Origin of the sequence: Chryseobacterium populi (assembly GCF_000282115.1) — a bacterium.
GTDB classification, from domain to species: Bacteria; Bacteroidota; Bacteroidia; order Flavobacteriales; family Weeksellaceae; genus Chryseobacterium; species Chryseobacterium populi.
This window is the reverse complement of sequence record NZ_AKJY01000004.1, coordinates 50,102-73,894: the sequence shown is the minus strand read 5'-3', so window position 1 is coordinate 73,894 and position 23,793 is coordinate 50,102. Positions and strand designations below refer to the sequence as shown.

The following is a 23,793-nucleotide window of genomic DNA, read 5'->3' as shown; positions in this document are numbered from 1 at the left end:
ACAAATTTTGAGACAGAAAAAAGACTGCCCCTTTTGAGACAGCCTCTTTTTTATTACTGGAACTGGTGCATTCCCTGGGGAACACAATAGTATTTCCCTTCAATAAAACATTGAACATGTTCATCTGCACATTCATTGCAGACCTGGCCACCGGCCATAATTTTTTTCATTCTTTCTTTACATAACTTTTTCATATGATTTGATTTAAAAGGTTAGAGCCTAAAGATAAAAACATAATGAATGCAAAAGCTGAATGATCAGTCGTATTTTACTTTCATCAACATAATATGTATATGATTTTGTAAGATGTTGGATTTCAGGTGCAATATTGTGTTTGTAGTAAATAATTCATTAAATTTATATAAACATTAAATATTATATTATGAAAAAGTTATTTTTATTCTTTTTATCCATATGTGTAATATGCAACGCACAGGTCTTTTCAGAAGACTTTAACAGTGGTAGTACACTCCCGGCAGGGTGGGCAGCAGATAATCCGGATACATCTTATAACTGGGGAGTGGGAACTCAGAACGGTTTTGCTTCCTTTCCCAGTGGAGCCGCTTTTTTTGATGATGATGCCGCCGGACCGACAAGTATAAATACCAATGCCAGATTGATTTCACCTGTCATCAATCTTACCGGGGTCTCAGCTCCCAAGCTTTCATTTAAATATGCCAATAAAACATATGACCTTGATTCTATTCTGAAAGTTGAAGCATTCAACGGGACAGTATGGGTACAGATATTTATGTCTTCTGGTGATAAAGGAGTCTGGGATATTGATTTTAACACATTTTCATATGTGGTGACCACTTATGAAATCGCTGCGGATATTGATCTGACACCCTACGCCAATGCCAATTTCCAGCTAAGATTTGTTTACGATGATGCAGGGGATTATTCTTATGGTATTGTTGTGGACGACTTACTGATCACAAGTGGTGGGACTCTGGGGACTTCGGAGATTTCTGTTGCCGGTAAAGTGAAGGTATATCCGAATCCTGTAAAAGATAATGTTTTCATTACATCCGATCATCAAAATAAGATAGGAAAAGTAAGTATTATTGATATGTCCGGAAAAACCATAAAGACCTTTGATAAGAAGCTGGAGTCCTATGATTTATCTGATCTTCCGAGGGGAACCTACATAATGACCATCAATGAAGATAAAGATGCCATAAAGAAAAAAATAATAAAAGAATAAACTTAGAATCCTCTGATCCATTTTCGAAAGGTTTTAATGTAAAAGATAAACTAAAATTTTAGTTGTTAGATAAATTAATAGATTTTGACAATGCTTCAAATAGCTTTTTCAATGTGTTTATTTCCGGGTATTGAAGTAATTTTGTTTATCTAAATTTAATTTATGGATTTATTGGAAAAATTAAACTGGAGATTTGCTACCAAAGCAATGAACGGTCAGAAAATACCACAGGAAAAAGTGGATAAAATATTGGAAGCGGCAAGATTAGCACCTACTTCCAGCGGGTTGCAGCCTTTCGAGATCATTGTAATCACCAATCAGGAAATAAAAGAGAAAATAAAGCCGGTAGCGTGGGATCAGCCACAGATCACCGATTGTTCGCATCTTTTAGTGTTTGCAGCTTGGGATAACTATACTGAAGAAAGAATCAATACTATGTTTGATCTTACCAATGAGATCAGAGGATTCAAAAATGAAGGCTGGGAAAATTATCGACAGTATCTGTTAAGTACTTATCCGCCGAGAACAGCGGAAGAGAACTTTACCCATGCGGCAAAACAGGCTTATATTTCTTTCAGTGCAGCTATTATTGCAGCAGCATTTGAAGGGGTAGATTCAACACCGATGGAAGGATTTTCACCGGAAGAGGTGGACAAGATCCTGAATTTAAAGGAGAAGGGTCTAAAAAGTGTCTTACTTTTGCCATTAGGGTACAGAGATGCCAATAATGACTGGTTGGTGAACCTGACCAAAATAAGAAAACCAAAAGAAGATTTCATTACCGAAGTCAACTAATTTTTTCTCATAGAAAAAGCCCTTTTTATCGAAAGGGCTTTTATATGATATTAAAGGTCAGGGCTGGGCTTCCAGTCTACCACAGCTCTGATAAAGGCTTCTGCATTTTCCAGCGGAATGTTTGGTAAAATTCCATGGCCAAGATTAGCAATATACCTGTCTTTTCCGAAACGGTTGATCATTTCATTCACCATTTTCTTAATGGTTTCGGGTTTCGAGTGCAGTCTTGCCGGATCAAAATTCCCTTGAAGAGTCATCGTATGATTCGTCAGAGTCCTTGCAAATTCAGGTTTGATTGTCCAGTCAACTCCCAGTGCTGATGCTTTAGACATTGTCATTTCTTCCAATGCAAACCAGCATCCTTTTCCGAAGACCACCACATGAGTAAGAGGGCTTAATGCTTCGACAATCTGGTTGATATATTTCCATGAGAATTCCTGATAATCATCAGGGGAAAGCATTCCGCCCCATGAATCGAAAATCTGTACTGCAGAAACGCCTTTTTCTACTTTTCTTTTCAGATAAGCAATCGTTGTATCTGTAATTTTCTGAAGTAGTAGATGAGCCGCTTCCGGCTGTTGGAAACAGAACGATTTGGCAATATCAAAAGCCTTACTTCCTTTTCCTTCTATACAATAGCAAAGAATTGTCCAGGGTGAGCCTGCAAAGCCGATCAATGGAATTTCATTATCTAATTTAAGAAGAGTAAGCTCGATGGCATCGAAAACATATCCTAAAGTATCATCAACATTGGGAACTTCAATATTCTGAACCTGTTCCATTGTTCTGATCGGTGTATGCAGCCATGGCCCTACTGATTCCTTCATTTTAAAATCAATTCCCATAGCCTGAGGGACTACAAGAATATCAGAAAATAAGATCGCAGCATCCAACGGAAATCTTCTGATCGGCTGTACAGTTATTTCAGCAGCCAACTCAGGAGTCTGGCATCTTGTAAAGAAATCATATTGATCACGAAGAGCAATGAATTCCGGAAGGTATCTGCCGGCTTGTCTCATCATCCATACCGGTGGTCTTTCCACTGTTTCTCCGCGAAGAGCTTTTAGATAAAGGTCGTTTTTAATCATAATTTATTTTAAACTAATACTGCCATATTACTTCCGGCAATAAGTGCTTTATTGGCTGATCATTTTCTTTTGTATCAACTCCAGGACAGTCTTCATATTATTTCCTTCTGAGGTAAAAATAGGATGGGAAGTGTATTTTTTCAACTCATTGGATGTGGTTTCTCCAATAGAAAATATCATTATATCTTCCAGTGAATTCTGTTTTGCAAAACTACGAACTCCACTCGGACTGAAAAAAACTACGGCATGATATTTTTCAGTTATTAAAGGATTGATTTCCTCCGTATGATAAACTGTTATTTTTTTGTATTTGATATTCTGCAATGGCAGATCACTATCCAGTACATCGATTGCCAGGTTTCCGCAGAAATGCAGGAATTTTTCCTGCGAACAGCTTCCGATGATAAATCTTGAAAGAGTTTCTGCATTTTTCAGAACCTTAAAAGTTCCGAAACCGTATTTTCTTAATTCTTTTTTTGTCTTTTCCCCTACACAATAGATTTTGTTGTAATTCCTGGCAGTGAAATCTTCATTGGGTTTGAAATGATTTTGAAAAAAAGAAGTTACTCCGTTGACACTTGTAAAGATTAAAGAATAGTCCTTTAGGTCAAAAGGATTTACTTTAATAGGAGAAGTCTTAATTACTTCAATACAATTAACCGCAATATGCTCCCCTAATTCTTTGGATAAAACAGATGGGTCTATATTTTTGGTAAATAAGATATTCATGACATTCAACAGATGAGATAAAAAGGAGTGAAATTTTACAGCAGATTCTTAATTTCTGCCATTAATTCTTTTCCGCCGTTTTCAAGAACAATTTTTGCAAACTTTTCTCCAAAATTTTCGGAATCATTGTAGATGAAATTTTCATCTGTAGCGATACAGTTTTTACCGTCAAGCGAACAAAGTGCTGCCTTAAAACGGATCTGATCATCAAAAATTTCAGCGAAAGCTCCGATAGGTGCTGTACAGCCACCTTCAAGAGTCCTTAAAAAGTTTCTCTCAATATCTACACAAATCTGTGTATTCTTATGATTAATCCTGCTTACAATTTCGTTGATCTCTTTTTTATCAGAATGCCCTGCAACGGCAATTACGCCCTGTGATGGAGCAGGAATCATTAAAGGCAACATTTCGTAGCCGATGTCCATTTTCATTCTTTTGATGCCAGCCAGAGACAGAATTGTGGCATCAAAGTCCTGATCTTCGAGTTTTTGAAGACGTGTCTGGATATTTCCACGAATATCGGAAAATGAAGCCTCAGGATAATGTCTCAGCCAGAAGGCCCTTCTTCTAAGGCTGCTGGTTGCAAGCTTTAGCTCGTGGAATTCTTTGTCCTTAGCTGATTCTTTTCTGATCAGGATGTCCTGAGGATAATCTCTTTCCAGATAAGCAATGAGCTCGATATTTTCCGGTAACCGGGTGGGTACATCTTTTAAAGAATGTACTGCAATATCAATTTCATCATTCAATAATGCCGTATCAAGGTCTCTTGTAAAGACACCGGTGATCCCTAAGGAATAAAGAGGCTGACTAAGATTTTTATCACCGGATGAAATGATAGGTGTAATCTCAGTCATATAGTTATTGTTCTGCAAGTGTCTTGCAACTTCTCTTGCCTGCCAAAGAGCAAGTGCGGAATTCCTTGTTCCTATTCTAATGCTTGTCATTGAATTCGTTGTTTGGTTGTTCAACTAATATTTCGTGCATTAATTTACTAATTTCTTCGGCTTTCAAAGGATTATCGATGATGTATTTTGCAAAACGATTGGTAATTTTCTGAATCATCTTATCAGAAAGCTCCATATCATTGACATTGATGTATTTGTTTTTTCTGTAAAACTGGTGCATTTCATTACGTTCCATATTTTTTAAAACCGCTTTGAAATGATGAATGTTGGGAGCCAGCCTTCTTTTCTTTTCCCACTCAAGAAAATCTTTGGTCATTTCCTTGATGATTTTTTCAGCTTTCGGAATTTCTTTTTCCCTTTGCTGAATCGTCTCCTGAATCTGTTTTGAAAGTTCATCGACATCAACAAGCGTTACATTTTGATTGTTGGTGACATCTTTTTCAACATTATGAGGAATAGAAAGGTCAATAATTAAGGTTTCCTTTCCGTTCGGGAAATGAGAAGTGTTTACAATAGGATGTTTTGCTCCTGTTGCCACGATAAGGATGTCTGTATTTTTTAATTCCTTGTCAAAATCAGAATAATCAACATGAGGAATATTATATTTCTGGGAAATCTTTTCAGCTTTCTCCTGGGTTCTGTTCGTTATTTTTATCTTAGGCTGGTAAACATGCTTTACCAGGTTTTCTACTGTGTTTTGTCCGATCTCTCCAACGCCTAAAAGCAGGATGTTTTTTTCAGCAATTCTTTTCTGGCTGTTAAGGATATAATGAACGGCAGCATAGGAGACAGATGCAGCCCCATTGGAAATACCGGTTTCATTTTTAATTCTTTTTGAAATCTGAATCGCAGAATTGATCGATCTTTCCAGATATGGGTTGGAGTTTTGTCTTTCCTTTTTGAAACGGGCATATGCTTTTTTAATTTGTCCGATGATTTCAAAGTCCCCAATGATCTGGCTTTCCAGACCGGCAGCTACTCTGAATAAATGGATTAATGCTTCTTCTTTGGTCAGAATATTGGCATACTGAAGAAAATCAGTAAGATGCACCCCGATTGTTTTACAATATTCTTCCGCTATCAGAAGATAGTTGGGAGAGGTAGTGTAAATTTCGGTTCTGTTACAAGTGGAAACCACAAAGGCATCTCCAAGATTTTCATCATGAATCCGGGTAACAAAATTTTTTATATTTTCATCAAAAAACGCAAACTTTCCCCGCGTCTCTCCATCAGCCTTTTCATAGCTTATAGAAAGTACGGCGAAATTTGATGTTTGATGTATATTGGAATACTGTAACATAAGCAGGAGCAAATTTACGTTTTTTTTAATTAAACATTTTCTGATAATGTATATGATTGTTATCGTAAAAAACTATTTTGGATCCGGTAGCTGAGGCTTGATCGCTATCGGTGAAAAGAAGCTTTTGATTCGGGGTACGGGTTGTTGAAAGACAAATGTTTATCCTGAACATATTTTATTTTTTACACTTTACAAAAAAATCAAAGCTTGCTTTAAGAGGCCTCTTTAAGTAAGAAAAACAAAAGTTAGTAAAAAAAATAAAATTTTAATAAAATTTTAACCAAATTATATGCTTGCCAAATTTCATTCGTAGCCTTAAATTTATATCTTTGTAATCTTAAAATCAGAAGAAAAATATGAGTTTATTCGATATGTTTACGCAAGAAATTGCGATAGACCTTGGAACTGCAAACACGCTTATCATCCATAATAACAAGATTGTTATAGATCAGCCGTCAATTGTTGCAATTGAACGTTCTACGGGAAGGCCGATCGCGGTAGGAGAGCAGGCAAAACACATGCAGGGGAAAACTCATGAAGATATCAAAACAATTCGTCCGTTAAAAGATGGAGTAATTGCAGATTTTCATGCTTCTGAGCATATGATCAAAGAGTTTATCAAAAAAATCCCCGGGATTAAGGGGAAATTTATCCAACCGGCTTTAAGAATCGTAATCTGTATTCCTTCAGGAATTACAGAAGTTGAAAAAAGAGCGGTGAGAGATTCTGCACAGAAAGTGAATGCAAAAGAAGTGAGATTGATCTATGAGCCGATGGCTGCCGCAATAGGAGTTGGAATTGATGTACAGAAGCCTGAGGGAAATATGATTATTGATATAGGAGGTGGTACTACGGAAATTGCTGTAGTGGCATTGGGAGGTATCGTTTGTGATAAATCTGTGAAAATTGCAGGTGATGTATTTACCAATGATATTGCTTATTACCTGAGAACGCATCATAATCTTTACATCGGTGAAAGAACAGCTGAAAGAGTGAAAATTGAAGTAGGATCTGCTGTTGAAGATTTAGATGTTGATATTGAAGATATCCCGGTACAGGGGCGGGACCTTATCACCGGTAAGCCGAAGGAAATCATGGTAGGCTATAAAGAAATTGCCCGTGCATTAGACAAATCGATTATCAGAATTGAAGATGCCGTAATGGAAACTCTTTCTTTAACCCCACCGGAATTGGCTGCCGATATTTATAAGACAGGTATCTATCTTGCCGGTGGTGGTGCTTTATTGAGAGGTCTTGCAGACAGAATTCATAAAAAGACAGGGCTTCCTGTTTTTGTAGCGGAAGATCCGTTAAGAGCTGTCGTTCGTGGAACCGGTATTGCGCTTAAGAATATGGATAAATTCAATTTCTTAATAAAATAATTTTAACTTTTTACGACACTTTATCTGAATGGGATTTTTGCTGAGATTATTTTCGAAGAATGCTCTTTTTGTCTTCTTTATTTTCTTGCAAATTATTGCTCTGGTTCTGATATTCTCTAAAAATGCCATGCAGAAATCCTGGATTGCAGGTCAATCGGCCGCTTTAAATTCCTGGATTTCCGGATATATTGATGAAGGGGTTTCATACCTTAAGCTGAAACAGATCAACGAAGACCTTGTTGCCCAGAATAAAGCTTTAATGACGGAGCTTTATGGAAAAGAAGGTACGAAGAATCCTGTTTTCAGAAAAGTTCACGATACTTTAGGAGGCGGGCAGATCTATACATTTGTAGACGGGGAAATTGTTTTTAACAGTATCAACAGACGTAATAATTACTTTACCATCAATCGCGGAAAACGCGACGGGGTATTTCCTCAGATGGGTGTAATGGCCCCGAAAGGTATCGCGGGAATCGTTATTAATTCTACAGACAGCTATGCCTTGGTTCAGTCTGTTTTAAGTGTCAGCACGATTAGAATTAATGCTTCCCTTAAAAACTCAGGATATTTTGGAACACTTACCTGGAACGGAGACAACTCGAGGGTGATGCATCTGGCAGATATTCCGAAGTATGTTGCATTAAAAGTTGGAGATACCGTTGTTACAGACGGTAAATCAGCTATTTTCCCTAAAGGTGTTATGATCGGAACAATCGCGGGATATTCCGTAGACAATAAAACAGGATTCTGGGACATTTCAGTAGAACTGAGTGAGAAGATGGGCGCTTTAAATAAAGTATTTGTCGTTAAAAACCTAAAGAAAGCTGAAGTACAGAAAATTCAGGATACATTACAGGCAGTAATAAAAAAAGAAAATGATTAGCAGGACTTTATTTACGGATATATTGATCATGATTTTTCTTGTTGCACTGCAAATTTTTGTATTGAACAGGATCACTTTACTGGGTAAATATACTCCGGTGCTATATCCCGTATTCGTTATGTTTTATCCTTTCTTCAGAAATAAATTTCAATTTTTAGCATTAAGCTTCCTGATTGGTCTGGCAGTTGATGCATTCTTAAATTCATGGGGTATCAATGCATTGGCAACCACTTTGATTGCCTATTTCAGAACGTTGATTTTCAGGACTTCTACAGATACTTCCACAGACTTTTTCTCATTTCAGTCCCTTCAATGGGCGCAGTTTTTGCTGTTTCTTTTTTCAAGTATCTTTCTGCATCAGCTTTTAGTACAATATATTGAGTTTTTTAAGTTGAGCAGATTTTTTGAAATATTTCTTAATGTGTTGGTAACAAGTATAATTTCCTTTATATTTATCGTTATTTACGCATTAATATTTAAAATCAAACAAAAAGTTTGAACACACGTTATTTAAAAATCTTTGCCGCGCTTGCTGTTGTTGCCCTTATTTTTGTGGCAAGGCTTGCTTATTTACAATTGTTTACAGACCGTTATGCCTTAAACGCGGCCAACACTTCCATTAAAATCGAATACATTATTCCGCAGAGAGGGGTTATTTTTGATAGAAACGGGAAAATTATGGTGGGTAATCAGCCTGCCTATGAAATTTCTTTTACCCAAGCTTTAATGAAGCCTGATTTCGATACACTGGGATTTTGTAATTTGATGAAAATCAGTAAAAACGATTTCATTAATAAGATCAATACCATCAAGAAAGAAAAATATTATTCCAAGCTGACTCCCATGACGTTTATCAAAGACCTCAGCAGGGAAGATATCGCAAGGGTTCAGGAAATCATCTTTAAATATCCTGCTTTCAGTATTGTTTCAAGGCCTCAGCGTCAGTATGAAGTTTCTACTTCCGGAAACCTTTTAGGATACACCAGTGAGGTGAACGAAAAAGAAATTAAAAAAGATTCAATATACTATCTGCCGGGAGACTTCATTGGAAAAACCGGGGTTGAAAAGTCCTATGAGAAAGAGCTTCGCGGAGTGAAGGGAATGAAGTATATTCAAAAAGATATTAAGCTTCGGAATATAGGCTCCTATAAAAACGGGGCACTGGATAAAGATGTAGTGACCGGAAAAGACATTACATTGACCATTGACTACGATCTTCAGAGAATGGCTGAAGAAATGCTGGTTAATAAACACGGGGCAATTGTTGCTTTAGATCCGAATAACGGTGAAGTTCTGGTTGCAGCCACAGGTCCGGATATTGATCCGAATCTTTTTACAGGGCCAAACAAATCAAAAAATTTATACGCTTTATCCAAAGACACCCTTTACGAAAATAAGCCCACATTCGACAGATCTTTGCAGGCAGGCTATCCTCCGGGCTCCACTTTCAAGTTGTTGACTGCCTTATCTGCAATGCAGATGGGTGTGATGGATGAGAATACTATTTTCCCTTGCGGTGGCGGGTTTAATTACAGAGGATTAAGAATTAAAGGGCACGGTGGTGCAGAACCGTTGATTCCTTCAATCCAGGTTTCAAGTAACTGCTATTTTTCTTATGCCTATTTAGCTATTCTTAATAAATATCCGGGAAATCCTTCAAAAGGAGTTGATGAATGGAAAGCCATCATGAGCAGTTTTGGAGTGGGAGAGTTTTTGAATAATGATTTCGCAGTGGGAGCAAAGGGAAGAATTCCATCCGGAGAATTTTATGAAAGAAGGATGAAATCCATTCTTAAGGCGAGTGGTTCCAAAAAAGATTATAAAAACTGGGATGCTTTGGCTACCGGTGCGGTTTTCAACGGAATGGGACAGGGCGACGTAATGGTGACACCCCTTCAGCTTGCCAATTATGTGGGAGCTATTGCCAATAAAGGGTGGTATTACACGCCTCATATTGTAAAATCAATTGACGGGAAACCTAATCCGGATCCCAGATTTAAAAAGAAACATAAAACATTAGTCGATCCCAAACACTTCGAGCCGGTTCTGAAAGGAATGGAAGCTGTGGTTCTGAGAGGTACGGCAAGAGGTTTAAAATCAAACGACTTTACCCAATTGGCAAAAACAGGTACAGCACAGGTTCCTCAGGGGAAAGACAACTCTATTTTTGTATTGATTGCACCTGCTGATAAACCCAAAATTGTGGTAGTAGCGGTAATGGAACATGCCGGTTTTGGAGCAACATGGGCAGGCCCGGCCAGTACGGTAATTGCAGAAAAATATATTACAGGAGATTTAAAAAGAGAGAACCTTTACAAAAAAATGACCTCGGCTAGTTTTATGCCTGAATATAAAAGGCAATGGGTCGCAGATTTGAAACGTAAAGGTTTATATGTAGAGCCTAAAGCAGATTCCTTAAAGCTTAAGAAAATACAGGACAGCCTGGATTTCATCAAAAAACAGAAAGAAAAGTTACAAAAACAGATAGACACAGAAGTATCAACTAAAAAAAACAGGAAGCAATGAAATGGACAGAAGGATTAGATAAATTAGGCCTTGGTTTGTACTTGCTGCTTTGCCTGTTTGCGATAGCGAATATTTATAGTGTTGATCAGAAGCTGGGTGAAAAACAGTTGATCTTTTTCTGTATTTCTTTATTCGTCGGGCTCGTTATTTTTGTCGGCCGAAGCAAGTTTTTTGAGAATATGTCCGGAATTATTTATATCGGAGGTGTTCTGTTACTGATAGGGCTTTTTCCTTTTGGTAAAGAAATCCTCGGTCAAAAAAACTGGTATAAATTCGGAAGTTTTACAATGCAGCCCGTTGAATTTGCAAAAATAGGGACGGCACTTATGCTTGCCAATTATGTTTCGGGGCCTGATTTTAATTTAAGTAATAAAAAATCCCTCTGGACTTCCCTTGCAATTATAGGAGTTCCTGCGGTTGTGGTACTTGCTATTCCCGATGTGGGTTCAATGCTTGTATTTATTGCGTTTTTCATTGCCTTATACCGGGAAGGATTAAGTGGCTTCCTGTTTGGAGTAGGATTTATTTTTGCTGCGGTTTTTTTAATAGCATTAGCAATTCCGCCTATATATATTGTAATTGCTATTGTTGTAATTGCCGGAGTTTTAATAGCCATGAATTATCATAAGATGTCCTGGGATGTTATTTCTATTTCCAGTATTGTAGGATCAATTCTTCTTTTATGCGGGTTGGCTTTTGCATCACCCTATATTTTAGAAAAACTCCCCAAGCACCAGAGAGAAAGAATTGAAGTTCTTTATAAGGGAGAAAAAGCATTCAGGGATACTTCGGGATATAATTTATTATACTCTAAAACAGCCATCGGATCCGGTGGCCTTTTAGGGAAGGGATACCGTGAAGGTTCGGTGACCCAGGGAAAATTTGTTCCTGAGCAGGAAACCGATTATATTTTCTGTACGGTAGGCGAAGAATGGGGATTTATAGGCAGTGTCATGCTCATAATATGCTACATGATTTTCATCGGCAGGATTTATTACCTCGCAGAAAAGCAGAAATCTACTTTTAACCGTGTTTTTGGATATTGCTTTGCATCGATTCTCCTGATGCACTTTACGATCAATTTAGGGATGGTTATGGGGCTTTTCCCTACAGTTGGTATTCCTTTGCCGTTCTTCAGCTATGGGGGCAGCTCTCTGCTTGCCTTTTCTATTATGACCTTTATTTTCTTTAAACTGAATTATTCGGATAAAAACAGTCTGGTTTAAACAAGAAGCTGGAGGTGATGAGAAGCCTGCAGTGATAATATTATGGATATCTGCAAATCAATTTGAGAACATTTCATTAAGTCAAAATCCTAAAATAAACAATGAAGGAAGCTTATATTACAGACCAGAATTTTAATGATACAGATTTCGTTCAGTTTCCATTGGAAAAAGGAGAATATGAGAACTGTGTATTCAGAAACTGTCATTTTGAATACTTCGATCTTTCTGAATTTAAGTTCACCGACTGTGAATTCATCGGTTGCAATTTAAGTATGGCAAAACTTGAAAATACAGCTTTTCGTGGGGTGAGTTTTAAAGACAGCAAGATGTTCGGGTTACAGTTTAATGACTGTAATGAATTCGGGCTTTCATTTAAATTTGATGGATGCCTTCTTAATAATTCCACATTTTACAAGACTTCTGTTAAAAAAACGGTATTTAAAAATTCAAAGCTCAATGAGGTGGATTTTGAGGACAGTGATTTGTCTTTTGCCAGTTTTACCAACTGTGATCTGATCGGTGCCATTTTTATAAATACCAACCTTGAAAAAGCCGATTTCAGAACTTCTTTCAATTATTCTATAGATCCGGGCTCCAACAGGCTAAAGAAGGCCATATTTTCACTTTCTGAAGTGCATGGGCTCTTGGATAGGTTTGATATTCAAATCGAGAAAAACAGCTAAGTAGAGAAGCTAAAAGTAATGAGAATCTGTCATTCTTTCCTGTAAAATAAGCTTAAAAAATAAAGATCATCAAAATAAAAAAGCCATCAAATAGTTGATGGCTTCATTATTTAAATCAATTATTTAAAATTAAAAACTTGTTGCTGAAGTTGCTGTTGTAGCAGCTAAATTGTTATAAGATTCACCGTTTTCATTAATTACTCTTTTTGCGAATCTGTATTTTGGTCCCCAATAAGAATCATTAAGCGAAGAAATCATAACGCCTCTTGAAGTGGCTGCATGAATGAATTTTACTTCACCATCTTCAGTTACACTTTCTACAATACCTACGTGAGAAATTCTTCTTCCATGGGAAAAGAAAATCAAATCACCTTTCTGTAGGTTTTCTTTTTCAATTCTTTCACCTTCCTGAGCCTGGGAAGCTGCTACTCTTGGTAAGCTAAGCCCTGCTGCTGCTCCGAATACAGAAAGAACAAAAGCTGAACAATCTATACCGTTTCTGGTCATTCCTCCATATCTGTAAGGAGTTCCAAGGTATGTTTCAGCTTCAGTTAAGATATTGTCTATCGTTTTATTGTATTTGACTGCTTTGGCAATCTGAGAATTTTTAATAGAATTTTTAGCGTTGGCTATAGATGCCGCCTTTTCAGCAAGAAATGAATTGATCAATGTCTGCTTATCCTGCTCCATTTTCTTGGTATCAATAGAAGCTAGTTTGGCATCTGTTTTGTATTCTTTGGAGTAAGTTGCTGGTTTTGAGACTACGTAATTTGTAACGCAAGATTGTAAAGAAACTGTAGAAACTAAAGCAACTAAATAAAACAAAACTCTTTTCTTCATATATATTTGATTATCCGTGTTAAAAAGGAATATTTATTTCCAAAAGCATTACAAAAGTAAAGATTCCGGTCAAAAGAGCTTAGATATGATTAATGTCAGGTTCTTGTTTTAACATATTTTAACACATTATTTGAGTATGTTAAAGAAAAACAAACCGCAACGTCCCATTTTTGGTGAATGTGCGGTTTTTTTTATTAAGATTTTTTAACAAAATAATTCCACTTTCCTATATATAAAGGCTTTTTTAATTTTTTATATAAAAAACAGACCGGCTATTTTCTTAATAACACCTTAAAATCTTTTCTGTTTCAATGGCTTATTTTTATAATAGTTTGTCATGGTTTTCGTTTATACAGCATGATCGGGAATGAAAATATAACAGTTCATAATTTACTGAACTGAAACCAGCCAGACCTATAAAAAAACTCCCCGGAAAATACGAGGAGTTTAAACTAATATGGAACTTTACAGATGTTATTTTGTAAATAACATTTCTCTATATTTGGTCATCGGCCAAAGCTCATCATCAACCATCATTTCAAGATCATCAGAAGCTTCTCTGATCACATCGAATAAAGGTTTTACTTTGTTGCAGTAATCTTCTGCCTGCTTTTGACTGTTTGATACTGCTTTTGCAGCTTCTCTTGCTTTAATAAGATCTTCAACGCCTAATTTGATTTTAGAAACATTTTCAGAAATGTGAGTAATTAAACTCATCTGTTCTTTCGCTAATGTTTTAAATTCTTTGTCTCCGAAAATTTCCTTAAGACCTTTTACGTTTTCAATTAACCTGTTCTGATAATTTAAAGCAGAAGGAATGATATGGTTTCTTGCGATATCACTTAAAACTCTTGCTTCAATATCAATTACGGTAGAGTATTTTTCAAGCTTGATTTCGTTTCTTGCTTCAACTTCTCTGTGGGTGAAAACACCTACTTCTTCATATAAAGCTAAAAACTTCTTATCCATCTCCTGTTTCAAAGCTTCAGGAGTGGTTTTTAAGTTGTTCAATCCTCTTTTCTTAGCTTCTTTTGCCCAGTCATCAGAATATCCGTCTCCTTCAAACATAATGTTTTTACACTGTTTGATGTATTCTCTTAACACGTTGAAGATTGCTTCATCTTTCTTCAGTCCGGTTTCGATAAGAGTATCAACTTCTTTTTTGAAATCACTCAATTGTTTTGCTGCAATCGTGTTCATTACCGTCATGGATTCTGCACAGTTTGCAGAAGAACCTACTGCTCTGATTTCAAATTTATTTCCTGTAAATGCAAACGGGGAAGTTCTGTTTCTATCTGTGTTATCTAAAAGGATTTCAGGAATCTTTCCAACCACATTCAGCTTTAATTCAGTTTTTTCTTCCGGAGATAATTTTCCGTTAGTCACTTTTTCAAGCTCTTCCAACACTCTGAACAACTGGCTTCCAATGAACACAGAAATAATTGCCGGTGGGGCTTCGTTGGCACCCAATCGGTGATCATTACTTGCAGAAGCGATACTTGCCCTTAAAAGGTCTGCATATTCGTGAACCGCTTTAATCGTATTCACGAAGAATGTTAAGAACTGTAAGTTTTTCTTAGGGTTTTTTCCCGGGCTTAATAAGTTTTCTCCGGTATCAGTAGCTAAAGACCAGTTGTTGTGCTTTCCGCTTCCGTTTACCCCGGCGAATGGTTTTTCGTGGAATAAAATGTGGAAATGGTGTTTGTGAGCTACTCTTGCCATAATGTCCATCAATAAAGAGTTGTGGTCTACAGCTACGTTTACTTCTTCAAACATCGGAGCCAGCTCAAATTGGTTCGGAGCCACCTCATTATGTCTTGTTGTTACCGGGATACCCAATTTCATACACTCGATTTCCAGCTCTTTCATGAAGTTCATTACCCTTGTAGGAATAGATCCGAAATAATGATCATCCAGCTGTTGTCCTTTTGCAGGAGAGTGTCCCAATAAAGTTTTACCGGTTAATACTAAATCCGGACGAGATTGATACAATGCCGAATCAACCAGGAAATATTCTTGTTCCCAACCTAAAGTAGGAGTTACTTTTGTTACGTTTTTGTCAAAATACTGCATTACGTTCGTTGCAGCTTCGTCTACAGCGTTCAATGCTCTCAACAAAGGTGCTTTATAATCTAAAGTTTCTCCGGTATAAGAGATAAAGATAGATGGAATACAAAGTGTAGTTCCCATAATGAACGCCGGGGAAGTAGGATCCCATGCTGTATAACCTCTTGCTTCGAAAGTGTTTCTGATACCACCGTTCGGGAAAGAAGATGCATCCGGCTCCTGCTGGATCAGTAAGTTTCCGCTGAATCTTTCGATGGCTCTGCCGCCTTCGATAGGGGTGAAAAAAGAATCATGCTTTTCAGCAGTTGTCCCTGTCAATGGCTGGAACCAGTGAGTATAGTGGGTTGCCCCTTTGCTCATCGCCCAGTCTTTCATAGCTACAGCAACCTGGTCAGCAATGTGTCTCTGGATTTTAGTTCCTTTCTTAATTGCATCTAATATAGAAGTAAATGCTTCTTTCGTTAAATATTCTCTCATAGTTTCTTCTGAGAAAACATTTTGACAGAATAATTCTGACAGTTTTGCAGGAACTTCAACAGAATTATCTCTTCTGAAGTCCTTAAATGGTAAGGTTTCTAACGCTTTGAATCTTAAAGTTGACATAATGAGGTTAATTTTACGGGGCAAATTTACAAAAAAAATGGATTGAAAATATTTTTACCCTATATTTTTTAGGGGTCATTTTGAAAATTATAATTTTTAAACAATTATTTAGTTTTTTAGAAGAGGGTATTTTTAAATTTAAGGTTTGAAGCTCAATATTCCGAAAAGGAATGTTTCATCATTATACATTTTACTTTTTACAAAAACACAACAATATTAAACCCCTTATTAAAAGATACTTAAAATAAGTTGGGCGGAGATTTTGTATATTTGTGTGAAATTTATTTTATGACAAATTCTAGAGCAAGAGAAACAACGGAAGCAATTGAAAGATTGTATATTTCTATGAGACACCTCTTTTACAGAGGTTTTTTTAAACCTGCCGGTGTTTCGGGAGAGAGTATCAGAAGCTTGCTGAAAACAATCAATCCTGAAATTTACGGGACTATGAATGTTCCTAATAAGTTGGAGCTGGATGGGCTGATGTATGTCTTAGACAGGCTTCCGGAGGGAATTGAAGAATGCGCTTTTATTCATCTTACTTCAGATGAGGGTTTTGATAAAGGAAGTTTCGAACCTATTGTTCCCAAAAAGAGAAGAAGAAACTGTTACAGGATAGACGAGCATCAGATGAATATTGAAGTTCTTCTGGGACGTTCTGAAATTTATGATATTCTTACCCACTTAACATTCTTATTTATAGAAGCAGATAAAATCCGTAATCTGGCATTCATTCAGGATGAAAACTGGAAACCGACACGTGCTTTTAAAATTATTGAAGAAGTAGTAAAAGGTGAAAAAAAATATAGCAGAAAAGAAAAAGAAGTTGCCCTTATTCACCTTTCTTCTTTAATAGGTAGAACTTTTGATGAGACATTGAGAGCTTATAATACTTTTGGAGATGACAGCAATCCGGACCGTTTGTTTAAAATCATCTACAATCTGGGAAAAGTAAGCTTAGAAGATGCCAAACAAAGCAGAGAAAGAGAAATTCATTTCAGTGCTATTTTAAAGGAAAGGGTAGGACACCATTATTTCGGAGAGAAATGGGCTAATAAAGTGAAAGAGGTTTTATTTGAAAACGATCTTCACATGCGTTCGTTACATATTATTTCAGCCAATATGCATTCCGTGAAAAATATGCTGTATGCCAATGATGCCTTAAAGAAAAAAGGGCATAAAGAAGTAGATTATAAGCTATATGGAGATATTTCTGATAAAAAAGAGCTTCGTGATAAGGTTTCTAAATATGCTTTAGACCAGGGCCTTATTTATATTGATGATAAAAGCGGAAGTAATATTGACGTCCAGATCATTGATTTAAGCAAGACAGATCTTAAAAATACACCATTTGGGAATATAAAATTTGGGGGAGACGATGTGGTCATGGTTTTTGACTATGCTTTCGGAGAACAGGCTTTTGAGGTTATGGATGAATTGCTGAGACCCTTCGAACATAAAGGAGAGGTGTATATGATGAAGGTAAAATCTGTTTCAATAATGGGTAAAGCAGGAATTCTTACAGGAGAAAAAGGAGATATCATGATTCCTACCTCTCATATTTTTGAAGGAACTGCGGATAACTATCCATTTGAAAATGCTTTGAAGCTGGAAGATTTTAATGATGATGAACTGAAAGCTTTTGAAGGATCGATGATTACTGTTTTGGGAACTTCACTTCAAAACAGGGATATTTTATCCTACTTTATGAATACTTCATGGAAAGCCATCGGACTTGAAATGGAAGGAGCTCATTATCAAAAAGCCATTCAGGTAGCGTCTAAAATCAGGCATCATATTTCTCCGGATCTATTTGTTTGCTATGCATATTATGCTTCTGATAATCCTTTGGAAACGGGAAGTACACTTTCTTCAGGAGGTTTAGGGCTTACAGGTGTAAAACCAACCTATCTGATCACGTTAAAAATCCTCGAAAAGATTTTACACAGCGGGAATAAAGAAGCTTCTGCTAAAAAATAATCTGATTATTCAATTCAATATAAGCCTCAGGTGTTCTGCACTTGAGGCTTTTCATTTGTGATATTTGTGTTTAAAAAATCTCATCAACGAGGTCAAAAAATTAAAATTACCTATCTTTAAGAATCATAAAATCTTATCCAATGAGTTCAGTTTCACAATTAGCAAAAAGATTCAGAGAAGTATTGCTTGACGGATTCTGGATTGCGAATACCAATTTTAAAGACAAACTTTCAGACGTAACCTGGCAGCAGGCAACAGCAAGAGTTGATTCTTTGAATACCATTGCAATGCTTACTTTTCACATCGGTTACTATATTGCAGGCTTAGTGAATGTTTTTGAAGGTGGTGATCTGGAAATAAAAGACAAATACAGCTTTGAGCTTCCACCAATCGAGTCTCAGGAGCAATGGGAGGAATTGCTGGATACATTATGGTTGGATTCTGAAAAGTTTGCCTCCTTATTAGAACAAATGCCGGATTCTAAACTCAATGAAGTTTTTGTAGACGAAAAATATGGCACATACTTAAGAAATATTGAGGGAATGATTGAGCACAGTTATTATCATCTGGGGCAGATCACTTTAATTAAAAAAATGTTGACAGATCAATAATCTTGAACCTCATCTGATTTTGCAGAGGTTCTTGGTTTTTCTATTTACCACAGCTTACACAGATCTTTACAGATGGTGTTTAAAAAAATCTGCATGACTCACCAAATCTGTGAAAAGAGAATAAATTAACTGAAAATCTTTCAGGAAAGCTCCTTATTTTAAGGTTTTATATAAATTACCTACCTTTAAAAAAATAAATTTTAAATGAAAAAATCGGTTGCAATCCTGTTTGCACTTATCATTTCACAATTTCAGGCCCAGCAAGCTCCTTATTATCAGCAGGCTGCGAAATACAAAATGGATATTGATGTTAATGCAGAAAAATTTACCTATCAGGGAAATCAAACATTAGAATATACCAATAACTCTCCGGATGAGCTGAATGTAGTGTATTTCCATTTATACTGGAATGCATTTAAGTCCAATTCAATGATGGATCAGAGAGTGGCGGCTCAAGGTAAAAACGGTGATTCAAGATTGCAAAAAGATGGAATTTCAAGATTAGCTTCGATCCCGAAAGATCAGGAAGGAGCACAGAATATTCACTGGATCAAACAAAACGGGAAAGACCTGAAGTTTGAAGTTCAGGAAACCATTATGAAGGTTTATTTGAATGAACCGATTAAACCAAATTCAACAACGACATTCACAATGGATTGGGACGCGGTAATTCCTCAGCAGATCCGCAGAAGCGGAAGAAATAACAGGGAAGGTGTAGATATGACGATGACGCAATGGTATCCTAAAATTGCGGAATATGATTATGACGGATGGGCAACCTTCGATTATATCGGAAGAGAATTTCATGCCCCGTTTTCAGATTTTGATGTGACGATTAAAATTAATAAAGACTATGTCATTGGTGCCGGCGGAATCCTTGAAAACCCAGCCGATGTAAAGGGCTATGACACCAATGCAAAAATAAAAGCAGGAAAAGATAAAAAAGTAACCTGGAAATGGTCTGCTAAAAATATGCTTGATTTTGCGTGGAGTGCTGATAAGGATTATGTAGTAAAAAGCTTCGATGTTCCGGAGGGCCCGAAAGTATATCTCGTTTATCAGAACAATGATAAAACGAAAGTCTGGGAAGAAGCTCAGCCTTATGTTACGAAATATTTCCAGATCATGAATGCTCACTTCGGAAAATATGTTTATCCTTCCTATGCTTTTATACAAGGAGGTGATGGCGGAATGGAGTATGGAATGTGTACAATGATTTTGGGAGAAGCTAAAAATATTGAAGGCCTGATGGGGCTAATGGCTCACGAAGGATCACATTCATGGTACCAGCAGATGCTGGCTACAAACGAAAGCATGCGTCCATGGATGGATGAAGGTTTTACAAGTTATGCTGAGGGCTATGTAATGAATCAGTTATTTCCGCCGGCAGATCAGCTTCCGAACCCTTTTGCCAATACTTTAGATGCATACAGAAACTTTATTAAAAAAGGAATTGAAGAGCCTGCTGTCTGGTTAGGTGACCATCATGATAACGGAAGCTCTTATACCTATGCCTCTTATGTGAAAGGTGAGCTGTATTTGGTAGAGCTGGGTTACATTATGGGGGAACAGAATTTAGCAGAAACTTTAAAGCAATATTATGATCAATGGAGTATGAAACATCCTTCAGACAGGGATTTTCTTCATATTGCCCAGAAGGTTTCGGGTATGGATCTGAAATGGTTCCAGAATTACTGGATCAATACAACGAAAACGATTGATTACGGGATTAAAGATATAAAATACGATACGAAATCCACCATTATTACGCTGGTGAATAACGGGCAGGTTCCGATGCCTGTTGATTTTAGTCTGATGACAACTGATAAAAAGATCGTTACCTATCAAATCCCGACCAGTCTTACCCATACCTGGAAAGAAAAAGATGCTTACGGAGAATTCAAAACAATGCCTTACTGGCCATGGACACAGAAAGAGTATACTTTAACAGTTCCTTATACCAAATCTCAACTGTCCGTTTTAGGAATAGATTTCAGTCAGAGAATAGCAGATGTGAATATGGAAAATAATTTTGTGGAAATAAAATAAATAAAGGAGGTTGTTAAAAGCAGCCTCCCTTTTTATAATATTGAAAAAACTTAAGTAATAAAGTTAACGTATAAATTTAAAACGGGTCTTCCTATAAAGGCAACTCGTTTTATCTTTTAAAATGGTCCGCCGCCAGCACAACCGGCCGGAACGATACAATTAAGATCTGCACAAGGATTAGACGGGCAAACGCTACCCGGGCATATGGCTGGTGTACTTATGCCGGCAATAGGGCAAATGATTCCTCCTCTAATGGATTTTAATCCGTCTCTGGAAATTCTTTTTAAATTTTTCATAATAACTCTATATTTGGTTTTAACGGAATCAAATTTATGATAAACTGAGTTTACCTTACAGAATGAACATGTAAGTGCCGGATATTATTTAATAAATGCGTCAGAATTTCCTTTAAATGTAATTGTGTTTATCGCAGGAAATTAATTTGCTGATTCAAATAATGTTGTTCCTGTTCCTTTTTTTGCCGATAAAACTTTATTTTTACAATTATTTTTTCAAATCTTTTAGTTTAAAAAATTAAATGAATTCAATCGTAATCAATATAGGAAACAGCAATATCAGATTTGGTCTTTTTGACGATGATAATTGTGATATTTCATGGGTGATCAATACAAAACCTTACAGAACGACAGACGAATTATATGTTCAGATGCTGATGCTGTATCAGACCTATAAAATTGAGCCTGAAGAGATAAAAAAAATCATTATAGGATCGGTAGTTCCTCAGCTTACTAAAGTGATGAGTTCCGCGATCAAGAAGATTCACGGTATTCTTCCCGTAATTGTTGACAGAAATACACCTTCGGGAGTTCAGGCAAAATCCAGGCAGATGGGAACGGATATTTATGCCAACCTTGTAGCAGCACATCATTTGTATCCGGACCGAAAAAAAATTATTATTGATTTCGGAACGGCTCTTACGGCAAGTTGCGTAACAGAAACCGGCGAAACCCTAGGTGTTATTATTGCTCCGGGGATTGTAACATCGTTAAATTCTTTAATCAGCCAGACGGCCCAGCTTCCTGAGATTGAACTGAAAAAACCGAAATCTGTTTTAGGATTAGATACGGTTACCTGCATGCAAAGCGGGATGGTATATGGTTTCCTGGGAATGGTGGAAGGCTTTATATACCGTATTAATGATGAGGTGAATGATGACTGTTTTGTAATTGCAACCGGTGGAGTTTCCCATGTATATAAACCGTTGACAGATAAAATACACATTACAGACAGGCTTCATACATTAAAAGGTTTATATTTCTTAGGAAAAGACATTTAAGTTTAATACAGTAAATAAACATCGAATTTGTCATTCCGTAGGAATCTAGGTCTAGTTTATAAAAATTATTACATAAAAATACCTTCCTCAGATCCTTACAGAATGATAAGAATATCACTAAATTTTTGTGGGCTTAAATTAAAAAATAAATGAAAGAATTCCCAAGAATAGAAACTGAACGATTGATTCTCTCGCAATTGAAAGAGAAAGATATTCCTTTTATTGTAGATTATTTGCAGGATAAAATTTTCTCAGAGCTTACTTCGAATATTCCTTATCCATATCATAAAGAAGATGGGGAATTCTGGTTGAAAATGTCAGAAAAAGCTTTTGAGGACAAGACCGGCTTTACATTTGCAATTCGTAACAAAGAAGAGAAAATCATCGGCGCAATCGGACTTCACGATCGGGAAGATGATAAAGCCGAATTAGGATATTGGATGGCAAAACCCTTTTGGAATAATGGATTTGTAACGGAAGTAGCAAAAGCAATTCTTGATTTTGGCTTCAAAGAATTAAAATTCAATAAAATTTTTGCGACATATTTTGTTCATAATCCTGCTTCCGGAAAAATAATGGAAAAAATAGGAATGGAAAAAGAAGCTGTTCTAAAACAACACATTAAAAAAGAGGGAAAATATTTCGATATTATAATGTATTCTGTTTTTAGAAATAAAATTATCGTTTAGATTTAAAAAACTCTTTTACAATCGAAGAGCATTCGTTTTCCATAATGCCGGTTACAATTTCGGTTTTCGGATGAAGGGAAAGGTGTTTATTGATAAATCCCCTCTGTTCATCCCTTGCTCCAATCACCACTTTGGAAATCTGCGCCCAGGAAAGAGCACCTGAGCACATAACACAGGGCTCCAGGGTAACATATAAAGTACAATTGACCAGGTATTTTCCTCCCAGAAAATTTGCTGCAGAAGTAATGGCCTGCATTTCAGCATGGGCGGTAACATCATTCAGGGTTTCAGTGAGATTATGAGCTCTTGCAATGACACGGTTATTGGATACAACAACGCATCCGATCGGGACTTCCTCTTTTTCAAGAGCTAATTCGGCTTCCTGAAGAGCCATTTTCATAAAATATTCGTCTGTAAACATTAATCAATATTCATTGTTAAAGGGAGCTTAAACCGATACCTTACTGGGCCACCATTGATAATTGCGGGGGAAAATTTTTCAGAAAGAGAATATAAGGCAATTTCTGCCTGTCTGTTAAACGTAAAGTTTTCACCCTGAGCATTTACATGGCTTACACTGCCGTCTTTTTCTACAATGAAAGCAACATTGGCCTTTACCATTTTTACTTCCGAATATACCCCGTCCGTATAAAAAAGCCGGGCAACTTCCTGCCTCAGTGCATTAATTCCACCGGGATAATCTGCTGCCTTATCGGTAACAGGTGAAATTTCAAAGGAATTGTCAGCAATGGTATTTTTATTTTGGAGTTTAAGGCTGCTGAGATCTTCAAGATTTCTAACTTTTAATAAGGCTCCTATCAGGGCTACATTTTCAATACTGTCCATCTTTTTCATAAAAAACAGAAAATCTTGCTTTATGGCAGCTTTATTAAATGCATTAGACTCTGCATCAAATTTTTTTCTGAACTCACC

Annotated in this window: 23 protein-coding genes; 13 read left to right on the top strand and 10 right to left on the bottom strand. The window is 36.6% G+C overall.

Translation table 11 applies throughout. The features are described from left to right. Positions 1 to 53 precede the first annotated feature (53 nt). Complete coding sequence (locus tag PMI13_RS02070) at positions 54 to 194, bottom strand: hypothetical protein (protein ID WP_007840157.1); 141 nt, start codon at positions 192 to 194, stop codon at positions 54 to 56. A gap of 188 nt (positions 195 to 382) precedes the next feature. Between PMI13_RS02070 and PMI13_RS02065 the strand changes: the two genes are divergently transcribed. Then, positions 383 to 1,207 (top strand): T9SS-dependent choice-of-anchor J family protein, encoded by an 825-nt coding sequence (locus PMI13_RS02065; protein WP_007840156.1) that lies wholly within the window; start codon positions 383 to 385, stop codon positions 1,205 to 1,207. A 162-nt stretch (positions 1,208 to 1,369) separates the two neighbouring features. Next, positions 1,370 to 2,002, top strand: a complete 633-nt coding sequence (locus PMI13_RS02060; protein WP_007840155.1) for an NAD(P)H-dependent oxidoreductase — start codon at positions 1,370 to 1,372, stop codon at positions 2,000 to 2,002. A gap of 50 nt (positions 2,003 to 2,052) precedes the next feature. On the opposite strand, the gene hemE is transcribed toward PMI13_RS02060, so the two are convergent. From hemE to hemA, 4 genes are read right to left on the bottom strand one after another with little or no spacing between them, the layout of a single operon-like run. Then, positions 2,053 to 3,090 carry a uroporphyrinogen decarboxylase gene (gene hemE, locus PMI13_RS02055; protein WP_007840154.1) on the bottom strand — a complete coding sequence of 346 codons (1,038 nt, stop codon included), beginning with the start codon at positions 3,088 to 3,090 and terminating at the stop codon, positions 2,053 to 2,055. Positions 3,091 to 3,138: 48 nt separating this feature from the next. Further along, entirely contained in the window at positions 3,139 to 3,819 is a 681-nt protein-coding gene (locus PMI13_RS02050; protein WP_007840153.1) for a uroporphyrinogen-III synthase, read from the bottom strand. Between the two features lie 35 nt (positions 3,820 to 3,854). After that, on the bottom strand, positions 3,855 to 4,763 hold the full coding sequence (gene hemC / locus PMI13_RS02045; RefSeq protein ID WP_007840151.1) for a hydroxymethylbilane synthase: 909 nt from the start codon (positions 4,761 to 4,763) through the stop codon (positions 3,855 to 3,857). After that, complete coding sequence (gene hemA, locus PMI13_RS02040; protein WP_007840149.1) at positions 4,750 to 6,024, bottom strand: glutamyl-tRNA reductase; 1,275 nt, start codon at positions 6,022 to 6,024, stop codon at positions 4,750 to 4,752. The genes hemC and hemA overlap by 14 nt, the downstream gene beginning before the upstream one ends. A gap of 356 nt (positions 6,025 to 6,380) precedes the next feature. On the opposite strand from hemA, the gene PMI13_RS02035 reads away from it, so the two are divergent. From PMI13_RS02035 to PMI13_RS02010, 6 genes are all read left to right on the top strand, one after another. After that, positions 6,381 to 7,406 carry a rod shape-determining protein gene (locus PMI13_RS02035; protein WP_007840147.1) on the top strand — a complete coding sequence of 342 codons (1,026 nt, stop codon included), beginning with the start codon at positions 6,381 to 6,383 and terminating at the stop codon, positions 7,404 to 7,406. A gap of 28 nt (positions 7,407 to 7,434) precedes the next feature. Then, complete coding sequence (mreC, locus tag PMI13_RS02030) at positions 7,435 to 8,289, top strand: rod shape-determining protein MreC (protein ID WP_034669723.1); 855 nt, start codon at positions 7,435 to 7,437, stop codon at positions 8,287 to 8,289. After that, positions 8,282 to 8,788, top strand: coding sequence for a hypothetical protein (locus tag PMI13_RS02025; protein WP_007840145.1), 507 nt, complete (start codon positions 8,282 to 8,284; stop codon positions 8,786 to 8,788). Before mreC ends, PMI13_RS02025 begins: the two co-directional genes overlap by 8 nt. Continuing rightward, positions 8,785 to 10,815: a peptidoglycan D,D-transpeptidase FtsI family protein gene (locus PMI13_RS02020; RefSeq protein WP_007840144.1), complete on the top strand. Its 2,031-nt coding sequence runs from the start codon at positions 8,785 to 8,787 to the stop codon at positions 10,813 to 10,815. The genes PMI13_RS02025 and PMI13_RS02020 overlap by 4 nt, the downstream gene beginning before the upstream one ends. Next, a complete protein-coding gene (gene rodA, locus PMI13_RS02015) occupies positions 10,812 to 12,041 on the top strand; it encodes a rod shape-determining protein RodA (protein ID WP_007840143.1) in 1,230 nt (409 codons plus the stop codon). Before PMI13_RS02020 ends, rodA begins: the two co-directional genes overlap by 4 nt. A 101-nt stretch (positions 12,042 to 12,142) precedes the next feature. After that, on the top strand, positions 12,143 to 12,724 hold the full coding sequence (locus tag PMI13_RS02010; RefSeq protein WP_007840142.1) for a pentapeptide repeat-containing protein: 582 nt from the start codon (positions 12,143 to 12,145) through the stop codon (positions 12,722 to 12,724). A gap of 129 nt (positions 12,725 to 12,853) precedes the next feature. On the opposite strand, the gene PMI13_RS02005 is transcribed toward PMI13_RS02010, so the two are convergent. Then, positions 12,854 to 13,564 carry a C40 family peptidase gene (locus tag PMI13_RS02005; protein ID WP_007840141.1) on the bottom strand — a complete coding sequence of 237 codons (711 nt, stop codon included), beginning with the start codon at positions 13,562 to 13,564 and terminating at the stop codon, positions 12,854 to 12,856. 474 nt (positions 13,565 to 14,038) lie between these two features. After that, positions 14,039 to 16,234: a glutamine synthetase III family protein gene (locus tag PMI13_RS02000; protein ID WP_007840140.1), complete on the bottom strand. Its 2,196-nt coding sequence runs from the start codon at positions 16,232 to 16,234 to the stop codon at positions 14,039 to 14,041. 288 nt (positions 16,235 to 16,522) lie between these two features. Here PMI13_RS02000 and PMI13_RS01995 point away from each other — a divergent pair, with 288 nt between their 5' ends. The 3 genes from PMI13_RS01995 (at position 16,523) to PMI13_RS01985 (ending at position 20,874) form a co-directional block, all read left to right on the top strand. Continuing rightward, positions 16,523 to 18,214, top strand: a complete 1,692-nt coding sequence (locus tag PMI13_RS01995) for a DUF6909 family protein (RefSeq protein WP_034669725.1) — start codon at positions 16,523 to 16,525, stop codon at positions 18,212 to 18,214. A gap of 140 nt (positions 18,215 to 18,354) precedes the next feature. Continuing rightward, complete coding sequence (locus PMI13_RS01990) at positions 18,355 to 18,825, top strand: DinB family protein (protein ID WP_007840131.1); 471 nt, start codon at positions 18,355 to 18,357, stop codon at positions 18,823 to 18,825. A gap of 204 nt (positions 18,826 to 19,029) precedes the next feature. Next, complete coding sequence (locus PMI13_RS01985) at positions 19,030 to 20,874, top strand: M1 family metallopeptidase (RefSeq protein WP_007840129.1); 1,845 nt, start codon at positions 19,030 to 19,032, stop codon at positions 20,872 to 20,874. Between the two features lie 116 nt (positions 20,875 to 20,990). On the opposite strand, the gene PMI13_RS21050 is transcribed toward PMI13_RS01985, so the two are convergent. Beyond that, positions 20,991 to 21,170 carry a bacteriocin-like protein gene (locus PMI13_RS21050; protein ID WP_156104436.1) on the bottom strand — a complete coding sequence of 60 codons (180 nt, stop codon included), beginning with the start codon at positions 21,168 to 21,170 and terminating at the stop codon, positions 20,991 to 20,993. Positions 21,171 to 21,412: 242 nt separating this feature from the next. Here PMI13_RS21050 and PMI13_RS01980 point away from each other — a divergent pair, with 242 nt between their 5' ends. Together PMI13_RS01980 and PMI13_RS01975 are read left to right on the top strand one after the other, a co-directional pair. After that, entirely contained in the window at positions 21,413 to 22,171 is a 759-nt protein-coding gene (locus PMI13_RS01980; RefSeq protein WP_007840127.1) for a type III pantothenate kinase, read from the top strand. Positions 22,172 to 22,320: 149 nt separating this feature from the next. Continuing rightward, the gene (locus PMI13_RS01975; protein WP_007840125.1) at positions 22,321 to 22,860 is read left to right on the top strand and encodes a GNAT family N-acetyltransferase; all 540 of its coding nucleotides are present in this window, start codon (positions 22,321 to 22,323) and stop codon (positions 22,858 to 22,860) included. On the opposite strand, the gene PMI13_RS01970 is transcribed toward PMI13_RS01975, so the two are convergent. Together PMI13_RS01970 and PMI13_RS01965 are read right to left on the bottom strand one after the other, a co-directional pair. Continuing rightward, positions 22,850 to 23,281, bottom strand: a complete 432-nt coding sequence (locus PMI13_RS01970; RefSeq protein WP_007840123.1) for a nucleoside deaminase — start codon at positions 23,279 to 23,281, stop codon at positions 22,850 to 22,852. The two genes, PMI13_RS01975 and PMI13_RS01970, sit on opposite strands and share 11 nt — an antisense overlap. Beyond that, the gene (locus PMI13_RS01965; RefSeq protein ID WP_238536261.1) at positions 23,281 to 23,706 is read right to left on the bottom strand and encodes an energy transducer TonB; all 426 of its coding nucleotides are present in this window, start codon (positions 23,704 to 23,706) and stop codon (positions 23,281 to 23,283) included. The genes PMI13_RS01970 and PMI13_RS01965 overlap by 1 nt, the downstream gene beginning before the upstream one ends. Between the last annotated feature and the right edge of the window lie 87 nt (positions 23,707 to 23,793).